Origin of the sequence: Proteus terrae subsp. cibarius (assembly GCF_011045835.1) — a bacterium.
Classification (GTDB): Bacteria; Pseudomonadota; Gammaproteobacteria; order Enterobacterales; family Enterobacteriaceae; genus Proteus; species Proteus cibarius.
In genome coordinates, this window is sequence record NZ_CP047349.1 from 3,518,489 (window position 1) to 3,532,024 (window position 13,536).

9 protein-coding genes are annotated in these 13,536 nt (G+C 41.6%); 6 read left to right on the forward strand and 3 right to left on the reverse strand.

The features are described 5' to 3' along the window. Positions 1-44: 44 nt before the first annotated feature. The 3 genes from GTH25_RS16170 to uvrA form a co-directional block, all read right to left on the reverse strand. Positions 45-1,394 (reverse strand): L-cysteine desulfidase family protein, encoded by a 1,350-nt coding sequence (locus GTH25_RS16170; protein WP_159241847.1) that lies wholly within the window; start codon positions 1,392-1,394, stop codon positions 45-47. Between the two features lie 64 nt (positions 1,395-1,458). After that, entirely contained in the window at positions 1,459-2,790 is a 1,332-nt protein-coding gene (locus GTH25_RS16175; protein ID WP_075673064.1) for an SLC5/6 family protein, read from the reverse strand. Between the two features lie 669 nt (positions 2,791-3,459). After that, complete coding sequence (uvrA, locus tag GTH25_RS16180) at positions 3,460-6,294, reverse strand: excinuclease ABC subunit UvrA (protein ID WP_075673065.1); 2,835 nt, start codon at positions 6,292-6,294, stop codon at positions 3,460-3,462. Between the two features lie 252 nt (positions 6,295-6,546). Between uvrA and ssb1 the strand changes: the two genes are divergently transcribed. The 6 genes from ssb1 (at position 6,547) to GTH25_RS16210 (ending at position 13,072) form a co-directional block, all read left to right on the forward strand. Further along, positions 6,547-7,074 carry a single-stranded DNA-binding protein SSB1 gene (ssb1, locus tag GTH25_RS16185; protein WP_075673066.1) on the forward strand — a complete coding sequence of 176 codons (528 nt, stop codon included), beginning with the start codon at positions 6,547-6,549 and terminating at the stop codon, positions 7,072-7,074. A 597-nt stretch (positions 7,075-7,671) separates the two neighbouring features. Continuing rightward, complete coding sequence (locus GTH25_RS16190) at positions 7,672-8,571, forward strand: tyrosine-type recombinase/integrase (protein WP_202983524.1); 900 nt, start codon at positions 7,672-7,674, stop codon at positions 8,569-8,571. A 6-nt stretch (positions 8,572-8,577) separates the two neighbouring features. Further along, positions 8,578-10,131, forward strand: a complete 1,554-nt coding sequence (locus GTH25_RS16195) for a site-specific integrase (protein WP_164530750.1) — start codon at positions 8,578-8,580, stop codon at positions 10,129-10,131. Beyond that, on the forward strand, positions 10,124-12,493 hold the full coding sequence (locus tag GTH25_RS16200; RefSeq protein ID WP_164530751.1) for an integrase: 2,370 nt from the start codon (positions 10,124-10,126) through the stop codon (positions 12,491-12,493). The genes GTH25_RS16195 and GTH25_RS16200 overlap by 8 nt, the downstream gene beginning before the upstream one ends. A 5-nt stretch (positions 12,494-12,498) precedes the next feature. Beyond that, the gene (locus GTH25_RS16205; RefSeq protein ID WP_164530752.1) at positions 12,499-12,918 is read left to right on the forward strand and encodes a hypothetical protein; all 420 of its coding nucleotides are present in this window, start codon (positions 12,499-12,501) and stop codon (positions 12,916-12,918) included. A 7-nt stretch (positions 12,919-12,925) separates the two neighbouring features. Beyond that, positions 12,926-13,072 carry a hypothetical protein gene (locus GTH25_RS16210; protein ID WP_164530753.1) on the forward strand — a complete coding sequence of 49 codons (147 nt, stop codon included), beginning with the start codon at positions 12,926-12,928 and terminating at the stop codon, positions 13,070-13,072. Positions 13,073-13,536 lie beyond the last annotated feature (464 nt).

Below are 13,536 nucleotides of genomic sequence, written 5' to 3' on the forward strand. Positions count from 1 at the left end.
TTTTACTGCATCACAACATCACTGTCGCTTTAGATTTTCGCCTTTTATATATTGACAGCTTGCTTCTTTTCCCCAGCATTACGACGCGCTTTTTCTTCCATAATCTCAATGATTTGAATATCCGTATGTTGCATTGCACGACTGGCTAATGCACAGAGATTCGCTATTGAGCTATCGACATCGTCACTGACAATACCATCAGTACCCGCAACACTTTGATTTTGCATCGCCATTAATACGGCTTTATAAGCACTCGCTGCACTACTTGATACTTTCATTGCACAGCTATTCGATGCGCCATCACAGATAATGCCACTGATATCACCAATCATACTGTTGATAGACATACTGACAGTGGTGAAATCTTTTGTGAGTAACCATGCCATTCCTGCAGCTGCTCCCATTGAAGCGGTTGTTGCAGCACAAAGGGCGGAAAGAGGTGGAAAATGGCTATGAACATAAATTGCCATTAAGTGAGATAAAACCAACGCACGCAGTAAAGTTTCATCATCTGCTTTGATAAATTCAGCAACAACCATCACAGGCAATGTTGCAGCAATTCCCTGATTGCCTGAGCCTGAATTACTCATTGCCGGTAATACCGCTCCACCCATGCGAGCATCGGATGCAGCGGATGCTCTGATCATGATTTCATTAAGTAAGTCTTTACCTAACAAACCTTTCTCTTGTTGCAGAATTAAGGTACGACCAATGGCTAATCCATAGGTGTTTTGTAGCCCCTCTTCCGATAAAGCGCCATTTAAACGAGCGGCATTGAGCATAAACTCAATTTCACTCACTGGCACATTAAGTGCAAAGTTATAGATATCTTCAGCACAAACATCAGTAAAAGGTTTTTCATCAGTACATTCACAATTATTGGTAAGCGCTGATTTATCTTCCTCAAAAACAACGTTACCGTTACATTCACAGCGAACAACATGTGTATGCTCTCTTGCGATACTGACGATGGCATAACCAGATTGGCTATACACTTTCGCTTCAGAGTAAAGAACATCCTCACAAGGTGCTTTTACACCCACGGTGACTTTACCTTCAGCGACCAGTGTCTTAGCTTGAGCAACTGCATCAGCGGATGCTTTTAACAAGACCTCCAGCCCTGCATCAGGATCTCCTCCTGTTGCACCTAATGCTACTGCAATAGGTAGCCCAGCCATTCCCGTTCCCGGCACTGTTACGCCCATTCCGTTTTTCATCAAGTTTGGTGAAACCCAAGCTTCGATACGAACAACAGGCTCGCCTAAAAGTGCGGTTGCTTTCGCTGCTGCCAATGCTAATGAAATTGGCTCAGTACAACCGACTGCGGGCTTAACACCTTCACGTAACTGGCGAACAAACTGTGACCATAAATGAGAATTTTTGTTCTGGCTCATAATCTAACACCTTGGATTAATTTAGTTTTTAAAAACAACTCCTAACTAGAACCGAAGTTGGCGACTATGAGAATGCCAAGAACGGAGAGATAACGAGCAGTAAACCGGTAAAGATAATCAGGTAAAGTGACGCACCTTTGTATTTATGTAACATTGGCACTTTGTACACTAAGTATGCAGGGATAAGACAACCCACCATACCGAAGATTGGGCTACAAATTGAAGTGAAGCTCAATACTGGTGCATTAAGGATGATTGCGCCCCATGCCAGTAACACAGCGAAAATCATGATGCCGTTTTGTACCCATTTTTGGTTAATTTTCTCTGTTGGGAGATAACGTTGCAGGATGTTCATCACGATCCCTTGTGTCGCTTCACGGAAACCTAAGTAAACACCAAAGAATGCAGTCATTACGGCAAAGATGTTCAGCATTACGCTTACAACGGTTACCCAACCACCAGGGAAGAATTTCGCAGCAATCGCTAATGCAGAGATATTTTGCTCATACGCTTTAACTGCTTCATCGTGACCCATTGCCAATGTGAATGAGATTGCATAGAAGAAAACAGTACAGAACAACACACCGAACGCGATATTCATTGCACGTAATGCTTTGTGACGAGCAACTTCACGGTTTTTATTACGACCACGGTAAGAGATAACCATTGGGCTTAATGTTTGGATAAACAGAATTGAAGTCAGTGTAAAAGGTAATGTAATGATTGCTTCTTTGATTAAGCGTCCAGCCGGTGGTAATGCACCTACGTTATAAAGATGCCACATACCAATCATGGAGAGCCCTAACGCTGCAACAACAAACAGTTTAGTCAGTACCATAAAGCTTGATACTTTAAACAGTAATTGTTCACCACGAGAAGAGATAGCCACTAACGCACAAATCAGGATCAAACCATAGAATGGGTTTTCTGACAGTAAACCTTCTGTAACACCAAATGTTTGTAAGTAAGAAGCACTGTCATTGGTGATAGCTGTTGAGTAAACAAACATCCAAATGACTAACATCACAAAGTAGAGTGCACCTAATAAAATACCCCAGTTTTTACCGAGATAACCAGTGATAACGCTTGGGTAGTCTTTACACTCCGGAGATTCAGCCAACGTATTAATAAATAGACGTTGGAAAAGATACATCGCTGGATAACCAATGATTGAGGATAGTAGGAAAACCCATAATCCCATCAGGCCTACCTGTACAGGTAAAAACACAATGCCTGCACCGATAGCCATACCGATACTCATGATAACCCAGCCCACATCATTGCCGTCGAATTTAATTGCTGCACGCCATTCTTGTTCAGTCATACCTGCGCGGCGAGCGCCAGCACTAGTTGCGGGATAGCTTGTTGTCTCTGTTTTTGAGGAAGCCGTTTCCATTTTAGTACTCACTTTTTATATTGTAATTGTTAATAGCAAAACGAATTTTTGGGGGTAAAAAAAGTCTATCTAACATTGCGATGTCGAAATAGCCTTACTCTTTGCAGGTATTATTTATTATGGGTAAATGATAGGGAATATTACGGAGAAAAAAGTTGTTATAAATCGTGATAGCCTGAAATGATTTGGAAAAAAATTCTATCGTAAGGAGAAAAGTAGGATTATCTGTTCAAAGAGCATAGTAAATAATAACCTTCCCTCTACTGCACCCCTCAAAAATAAATAACTGATTGATTAATAATAAAAAACACCCATTGTTATACAATAATAGTCAAGTATAACAATTGAAACAAATCACCAAATAAACTGTGCTGTCCATCACGATATACTATGATAATCCTTTCTATTTAGCTTTGTTATCTCGTATTTGGTTAACATATCGTTACAAAACAGCATAATTAACCATTTAATCTGCTTTTTATAAAAATAGGCAGTTAATAAGATAAAAAATCGATAAGGAAGTGAATAGCCAAAAGAGAATACTTTTTTCAATAGAATTAAATTCTATCATACTCCGCGGATTTACTTTTCTTGAAGAAAGCGCGCTACAAACAGTAAAGTATTTATTGTCTGTAGCGCTTAGATCATAAGGGAATAAGTGACGTAATCTTAATAACCACGCTCTAAGATTGGTTTTAAGAATTTTGCAGTATGTGAACCTTCAAATTCTGCAACTTGCTCTGGTGTGCCTGACACTAAAATTTGACCACCACCACTTCCGCCTTCAGGGCCAAGATCTACAATCCAGTCTGCTGTTTTGATCACATCAAGATTGTGCTCAATGACAACAATAGTATTACCTTGGTTACGTAACTGATGAAGAACTTCAAGCAACAACTCAATATCAGCAAAGTGAAGCCCGGTTGTCGGCTCATCGAGAATATAGAGTGTCTGTCCTGTTCCACGTTTTGACAACTCTTTTGCTAACTTAACCCGCTGCGCTTCACCGCCCGATAAAGTCGTAGCTGATTGCCCTAAACGAATATAAGAAAGACCAACATCAATCAATGTTTGTAGTTTACGAGCTAATGCCGGCACTGCATCAAAGAATTCTCTCGCCTCTTCAATGGTCATATCCAACGCTTCGTGAATATTTTTTCCTTTGTATTTAACTTCAAGGGTTTCACGGTTATAACGCTGACCTTTACATTGATCACAAGGTACATACACATCAGGTAAGAAATGCATTTCAACTTTTAAGACGCCGTCGCCTTGGCAAGCTTCACAACGACCACCTTTGACGTTGAAACTAAAACGACCCGGCGTATAACCACGAGTACGAGATTCAGGTACACCCGCAAATAACTCACGAATAGGTGTAAAGACACCCGTATAAGTTGCAGGGTTTGAACGAGGAGTACGACCTATTGGGCTTTGGTTAATATCAATAACTTTATCGAAATACTCTAGCCCTTCAACATCTAAATAAGGCGCAGGTACGCTATTTGTAGCCCCATTTAATTGGCGTTGGGCAATAGGGAATAACGTATCGTTGATAAGCGTTGATTTACCTGATCCTGAAACGCCTGTAATGCAGGTAAATAAACCTACAGGTAATTTCAGATTAACATTTTTTAAGTTATTACCTTTTGCGCCAAGAATGGTCAGCATTTTTTCGCGATCAACCGGTACACGTTGCTCTGGAATTGCGATACGACGCTCACCACTTAAGAATTTCCCCGTTAATGAATTCGGGTTATTAATGATATCTTCAAGAGTTCCTTGAGCGACAATTTCACCACCATGAACACCCGCACCAGGTCCAATATCAATAACATGATCAGCTGCACGGATAGCATCTTCGTCATGCTCAACGACGATCACGGTGTTACCCAAATTACGTAAGTGGATCAGCGTTTCAAGTAAGCGATCGTTATCTCGTTGATGTAAACCAATTGAAGGCTCATCCAACACATACATAACGCCAACTAATCCCGCACCAATTTGGCTCGCTAAACGAATACGTTGTGCTTCACCACCTGATAATGTTTCAGCGGAACGAGAAAGTGTGAGGTAATTTAATCCCACATTTACCAAGAATTTTAGTCGGTCACCAATCTCTTTTAAGACTTTTTCTGCAATCTTCGCGCGTTGACCACTCAATTTCAGATTTTGGAAAAAGGTCATTGCATGACCAATGCTGTAATCGGCTATTTCTGGCAATGTTGTATTTTCAACATACACATGACGTGCTTCTCGGCGTAAACGCGTACCACCACAAGAAGCACATGAGCGATTACTAATATATTTAGAAAGTTCTTCACGTACCGCGCTAGATTCTGTCTCACGGTAACGGCGTTCCATATTATTTAATACACCTTCAAAAGGATGATGACGAACAACAACATCGCCACGATCGTTTGTGTATTTAAATTCAATATTCTCTTTGCCTGACCCAGTTAAAATGACTTTCTGGATATTATCTGGTAACGAATCAAATGGTGCTTCAACATCAAAATGATAGTGTTCACCCAATGAGCGAAGCATCTGGAAATAGTAGAAATTACGGCGATCCCACCCTTTAATTGCGCCACCAGCAAGAGAGATCTCTCTATTTTGGATCACTAATTCAGGATCAAAGAATTGCTGAACACCTAAGCCATCACACGTTGGACACGCACCAGCAGGGTTATTAAAGGAGAATAAACGAGGTTCTAGTTCGCTCATGCTGTAACCACAAACAGGACAAGCAAAGTTTGCAGAAAAAACAATATCGTCTGCATTGCTATCGTCCATATCAGAGATAACAGCGGTACCACCAGAAAGCTCTAATGCGGTTTCAAAAGATTCAGCTAAACGTTGAGCTAGATCGTCACGAACCTTAAAGCGGTCAATAACCACTTCAATGGTATGTTTCTTCTGTAACTCTAATGTTGGCGGATCTGAAAGATCACACACTTCACCATCAATACGAGCACGAATATAGCCTTGAGCGGCAAGATTATTAAGTAACTTAATATGCTCGCCTTTACGCTCTTTCACCACAGGCGCTAAAAGCATTAAGCGCTTGCCTTCAGGTTGCTCAAGTACATTATCGACCATTTGGCTGACTGTTTGAGCCGCAAGTGGAATGTCGTGATCAGGACAACGAGGCTCACCAACACGTGCAAATAAAAGACGCAAGTAGTCGTGAATTTCTGTAATTGTTCCCACTGTAGAACGTGGGTTGTGCGACGTAGATTTCTGCTCAATCGAAATAGCGGGAGATAAACCTTCAATATGGTCAACATCAGGTTTTTCCATCAACGAAAGAAACTGACGAGCATAAGCAGAAAGCGATTCTACATAGCGTCGCTGCCCTTCTGCATAAAGCGTATCAAAGGCTAAAGAAGATTTACCTGAACCAGAAAGCCCCGTAATAACAATTAGTTTATCGCGAGGAATGATCAAGTTGATATTTTTTAGATTATGGGTGCGAGCGCCCCGTACTTCGATTTTATCCATGAATATATCCCGGATTGAAAGAGTCGCCGAAAAAGAAAGAATCGGATAATTATGACACAAAGTTAACTGAATGGATATACAGTATATATAGTGAAATTGAATGGTGATGTAACTCTGTCATTTTGAGACAGAAAAATTTCGACAATGTTCACAATTGAGAAATTCATCACACGTCATATTCAAATTTTAGCGTACGTGATAAACTTATTCGCTTATGATTTCAAAAAATTTACTTTCGCAGGAGTACCTCACATGGCGAGCAGAGGCGTAAACAAAGTTATTCTTATCGGTAATTTAGGGCAGGATCCAGAAATCCGTTATATGCCAAGTGGCGGTGCAGTTGCCAATCTAACACTGGCAACATCAGAAAGCTGGCGCGATAAACAAACCGGTGAAATGAAAGAAAAAACCGAGTGGCACCGTGTGGTAATTTTCGGCAAATTAGCGGAAATTGCAGGCGAATATCTGCGTAAAGGTTCACAAGTGTATATCGAAGGTCAGTTACAAACACGTAAATGGCAAGACCAAAGCGGTCAAGACAGATATAGCACTGAAGTTGTTGTTAACATTGGCGGCTCAATGCAAATGTTAGGCGGCCGTGGTAACCAAGATGGCGCACCTTCTCAAGGTGGTCAAGGCGGTTGGGGTCAACCACAACAGCCACAAGCATCACAACAATTTAGCGGTGGTGCACAATCTCGCCCAGCACAACAACCAGCTGCCGCACCAGCGCCAAACAATGAACCACCAATGGATTTTGATGACGATATTCCGTTCTGACGGTTACTTGAGACCTAGTTTTGTTAAGTTTTATTATTTAAATTAAATATAACAAAGGCTTGAGATAAAAGTTTACAGTAAGTCTTGCAACTTCTGTAAACTTTTTTTATGCTGATTTTATGGTTACGGGTTACCTTGAGAATTTGTTAAGTTTTTAGTGAATTTAAGGACTGAATGAAGACAAAAGTATTTCAAATGGCGAGTGGAGAAAGCTACTCAATTCTTTTAGGTGAGGATGGTATGCCATTGCCTTACCATAACCTTTTTGTCACCCTGCATTACCGAAATCAATCAAAAGCAAGTAACACCTGTTCTCGTGTTTTTGATCACCTTAGCTTTCTTGAGGAAATTTGTCGGTTTGAAAATATTGACTTGATTGAACGATGTAAAACAGGTGATTTTCTGACAAAGAAAGAGTTTGAGAACATTAAGAAATACTCAAAGCATACAGTAGCGTCATTCCGTGAAATGGTTGCGAGACATAAATCCTCTAATGTCGTAATCATCAAGAAAAATAAACTTGAAACGGCAAGAGCCAATTTTGTCGTCAATCATGAGGGGAACATCTCACCCCACACGGTATACAACCGACTAACTGTGTTTGCGCAATTTATTGGTTGGCTTGAAGAAGAATTGTTTCCCTCTAAAGATTCCACGGCAGAGATCGAACTCAAGAAAATCAGGGGCAACAAGTTTGGCACCAGTGATGAAGCTCTTGATTGGGGAGATTGGCGCTCTCTAGAGCCAATTGAAAAAACTCGAGTCCTTGATGTGGTTCACCCTGACTCCTCAGAGAATCCTTGGAAATCAGAATCTGTTCGATATCGTAATCAACTTATCGTAAATATATTGTTTGCTATTGGCTGTCGCCGTGGAGAACTGCTTAAAATCAGAGTAAAAACAGACAGCAATCAATCTGATATCAGAAAGCGTGACAAAGATGGCCGTTACTTCGTTATGATCCGCTCACAAACTGACTACCGCGACAAACGCAAGCACAGGCCAGAAGGTAAAACCATGGGGCGATTCGTCCCAATGGATAAACGTTTGGCCGATATGTATGAAAACTACCTTACCCATCACCGTCCTAATGCTGCTGGTTCTGAGCATATCGAGTACCTGTTCGTTACTCATAACCATAAGGTGCAAACCAACACCGCCTTATCAATGGCTCAGGTAAATAAGATTTTTCGTGAGATCTCTGAGGTGGTTGGCTTTAGGGTTCATCCTCATGGGATACGTCATACGTGGAACGATGAATACAGTAGGTTTGCAGATAAACGTATTGCCGAAGGAAAAACAACGGAAGCCAAGTCGGAAGCCGATAGACGAAAATTGATGGGCTGGAGTGAAGATTCCAGTAGCGCAAAACGTTACTCAAAACGACATGATGATAAACGTGCAATGGACATGGCATTAGACCTTCAAGAAGAAGAGTTAATCACTATAAATTCAATTGTCCAACAACGTGATGAAGGGGTTTGGACAGGGGAATAATAAAAAATGAATCACGATCATGTGAATTTTGAATTTGCCAACGAAAGCAAAGTAACAACATGTATGTCATACAATGGCTTTGAGTTTAATTACCTTTCAGACCGATGGACTCTCAATCGGAATGTCACGGTATTGGTGGATTTCTTAGATTCATTTGTACAGCCGTTACAAGAGGATATTCGAGAAGTACTGGTGTTTTATGCTGAAACTTCATCTGCTAAACACACCCAAAATATATCCGTGCAGCTTAAACTTTACCAAACGATAACAGGTCAAAATGACTTAACTGAACAGGGGTTTGCATCCTTTAAAAATGCATTACCTAAGAAGGATTGGTACAAGGTCTCAGTTGTTCGGGGAATGCTGCGACAAATGCGCTATTTGGGGCTGGATAAACATATTGATGATGCAGTGTTTAAGCTGACTGATCAATGGAGTTTAGGTGGCAATGATAAAGGGGTAGCTGTACTTACTCTTGACCCTGAAACAGGGCCATTCAGTGATTTAGAGTTTCAAGCAATTGGTTTACATGCTGCTCATCGATATGCTGAAGGAGCGCTTAGAACAGATGAGTATGCTTGTCTCTCGATGTTTAAGGCGTCCGGTCGTCGTCCTGTTCAGATTGCATCTATCAAGTGTAAAGACTTTTCTTATTCGACTAAATATACCGGATCTCCAACGTATGTGGTGCTGATCCCTAGGGCAAAAGTACGTGGAGGAAAGTTCCGTAGTATCCTAAAGCCTTATGCTTTAGTGAATTCGGTTGCACAGGTTGTTGAACTACATATCAAAGAACAGACAGCTAAGGTGGAAGCAGCTTTAGGGCGGAAAATGACGTTTGAAGAAAAAGGTGAACTACCTTTGTTTATCGATGTTGGTACCACTGTAGAAATTCAATCAATACCTCCAGATTCATTAATGAACTATCTCAAATCCGAACTACCGCATATTAAAACAAACAACCTAACGAGTAAGTTAAACAGTGCGGTCAAAAAGCTAAAAGTCATCAGTGAGCGAACTGGCGAATCTTTAAAATCAACAAGCTACCGTTTTCGCTATACCTTGGGTACCAGAGCTGCTAGGGAGGGAGCTGGTATACTTACTATTGCCAATTTGCTTGACCAGTCTGATACGCAAAATGTAAAAGTGTATGTTGCTAACGCCCCTGAGCATGCTGTGCATATTTCAAAAATCATGAACCAACCGCTGGCTCGGTATGCCTCTGCTTTCGCAGGCAAACTGGTTGAAGACGAGGCTGAAGCCAATACAGAAAATGCAGGTGCGGCACGCATTCCTTGTCGAGAAAAAGACTGTGAGGTCGGCTCATGTGGCTCAAGCAGTTTTTGCCAAGATTATGCCCCTATCGCTTGCTATTTATGCCCTAAATTCCGTCCGTGGGCACATGCTCCGCATCACCTGATCCTCGAATGGTTGATTGAAGAGCGAGAGCGATTAAAAGTAGATGCCAATGGCGACATGCAAATCGTTTCAATCAATGACAATGCCATTCTAGCAGTATGCCAAGTAATCCAGCTATGCAAGGAGCATAACAATGGTTGATGTATTGATTTTTAAGCCTAAGCACGAGCTTAAGCATACTAAAAATCAAACCGATTTTATCAAATTAGGACGTCAGATAGCACCATTAAACGATGAGTATGTCTACGATGAAAATTACTGGCGTCAAGTAGGGAACTTCACCATTTTTGGTGCCAATAGTCGACAAAAAAATCCAGATGAGTTACTGGATGAATCTTTAATTCCCTTTGCAAAAGCTTACGTTACCTATGGCGGCGGAACCAAAGCAGGCATCAACGTTAAATTCCAAGCCTTACGCGCAATCAATGCAGCTTGGCAGCAGTTACACAAGGGCGAAAATTTTGAAACTACCAAGCTTACGGGAAAGGCCTTCGATGCAGCTCAACGCGCAGCTGAGGAATCGTTAAGTGCAGGAGCTGCTTATCAGACTGGTCGTGGTTTAAATAATCTTCTCAACTTCTTGATTGAGTACAAATTACTGAAGCCATTTAAGTGGAAAAGCGGACTAAAAAAGCCGGCTGAAAATGCAACAGGGGATGATGCTGACAAGAGAAGGCAAGACAAAATGCCTGACGAAAATGCGTTAATGGCTCTCGCCTCCGTTAATGCTCAAAAAACAGAAGACTTAAGTCCTCGGGATATTTTCACGACATCTACGATGACCTTGTTGCTGGTTGCCCCAAACCGTGGTTCAGAGCCTCTGTACTTGCTTTCCGATCCTATTCATACCGATGAGCTGAAAGTTTGGGAAGTGCTAAAAATGGATGGTTTTACTAAGGAGGATGTTAAGGAAATCCTTAAATACCAAAAAGAGAACAATATTGTATTTGAGGGTGACAATGGTGCCGTATTTGACAGTGCGGGGAATGAAACCGAAGACTCTCAGGATGCTGACGATGAAGAACTAGACCTTACCGCAACCATCCAAATTAAAGGCATAAAATGGTACTCAGGTAAGGGCTTTGGGCACGCACACAAGTGGATCCCTACGTGTATGTACGGCGCTGTAGAAGCTGCTGTGGAGCGTTTGAGAGCAATGTCAGAGCCTGCACGAAAGTTTGCAAAAATGCTAGAAGAGAATTCGTGTTTTCCACGGCACGAACTTTGTCCTGATGCCCCTGAAGACCAACTCCTAACGATGGATGAAACTGCAATGGCACTTGGGCTGGACTGGTCAGAGTATGGTGACATTTCTGATATTAAAAGTCGCAGACAATGGCGAACATCTAGAAACCAATTCTTAAAGCGTAAGGGGATCTTACCTAAAGATTACCAAGTTACGCTCCAAGATTTAAATGTAATCCTTCGAAAAGACCTTCCTAAGGGATTCCCTTATATACCATTTGATAAAGGTAATGGACATGTAAAGGTTAAATGGTCAGAGGCTTTGTATGCTGGTTTTGCCAATTGCTTGGACACTGCAAAATCAACCATTTCTACCGAGTTGTACATTCCAACCATTAATACGTTGAATGAAGACCTTGCTCCAACGAAAAAAAAGAACAGAACCACAGGAGAGCTAGCGACAGGTGTGCGTTCAGTTTTTCAGCGTTGGGGGCATGGTGATTTGATCATAACTTCGCATCAGATTCGTCATATGTTAGACACCATGGCGGCAGTCAATGGTATGGATGGAGAGCAACGTGCTAATTGGGCGATGCGAAGCGATCCTAGGCACAATCGTTATTACGACCACACAACTCCGGAGGAGTATGGTGCGGACTTTATTGAAGACCGAGAGGCAGATCTTGTCTCACAGGGTTTGATGGAGAATCCAACAACAGGCACTATACAAATTCAGGTGCAAGTTGCTACCCCAAGAACAGTGCAAGAATTGAACACCAAGACGGCTTTAACCGCACATACAAACGAATTTGGCATGTGTGTGACGTCCTACATGGAAGAGGTTTGCACTAAATATCGCGACTGTATTAACTGCGACCAGCAAGTTTGTGTAAAAGGCGATGACGGCAAATGTGAGCGCATTCGTAAGCGTCTAAAAGAGGAGAAAAAACTTCTCAAAATGGACAAAAAAGCGGTTGATGATGGTGTTCAAGGGGCTAGGCAGTTCTATGAGCGCAGGAAACTGACCACAGAGCGCTGTGAGCAACTGCTTGCCATGATGGGAGACCCGAATATCGAGGATGGATCTCTAATCAGGCTGCTTAACGTAGAGGATGTTACCCAGTTGGATCGTGCGATGGATGCGAATGGTAAAAAGCGTTTACCTAAGATTGAAAACTTTCAGCGCATCAAAGAGAGCCAGAAAACTATCGTCACTGTTGATGAAATGATTGGTATTGAGAACAATCCGTCATCATTTGATGATGAACTATTTGATGCTTTAGATGAAATGGATGCAATAGATTTTTTTGAGGATTGATTATTGTGGCTAAACACTTAACAGACACGGATATTAGCAATGTTTGTGAGCTTCTAGATGATTGGCCCACGGACTCTAAGCTGACATGGGATAGATTGGTAGATGCAGTAGCACACGATTACAAGCTTTCTACCACGAGGCAAACACTGCAAAAGCAGGTACGTATCAAGCGCGCATTTAATGAGGTTAAGGCGCTTGTCTCGGGTAATTCTCCTAAGGCTGTTGCTGCACGAAATAGACACCTTCCATCCAGTTTGAAGGCTGCGGCTGATCAACTAGAAAAGCGGGAACGAACCATTGCGCGACTTGAAGCCGAGAACAACAGACTACTTGAGCAATTCCATACTTGGTTGTACAACGCTACCCAGCATGGAATTACGATTGAGCAACTAAACGAACCATTGGAAACTAAACAAGAAAAATGAGTGCTCAATGAGCAAAATAGCTACGGAACTCCATGGCTCGCAAGCCGATGAAAGTTTAGCTAAAAAAGAAATACAGTCTGCCACGGATGTGGCAGCAATCAGCCGTGGTGCAAAACTAAATAGCACAGAAGTTTCTAAGCGTGTAGTGAATTAGTCTGAATGAAATCTGTCAGCTTCGTCACCTCGATGTGACTTGAACTGACAGGTCATTCTAAATCGGTTATGCCTCAAAATGATTTAGCCCAAATGAAGAGTTAGGCTCTGATGAATTTTTTGGGCGACTTGAACTTATCAATAAAAATCAGAAATGATCTACGCTAGTTACCGTTCAATACACAGTGAATACACATTTAAATTACATTCATCTTCAGAGGTTTTCGTGCTATATTCAACTGGTTAAAGTGCATTGGCATGAAGGCGGTAACGGCATCTGCTTGGCCTATAGCGTAGAAACATCATCGCCAATAAGCATAGAGTTAGAAGCATGTATACTTGGAAGTTCAAATCTTCCTGAAACAACAACCATCCGTAAGGATAAAACAACAGTTCTGAAAACACCAACTAAGAGGAATAAGCCTATGAATAATAGCCTGAAAACCAAAATGTTGCGTTGGGTCA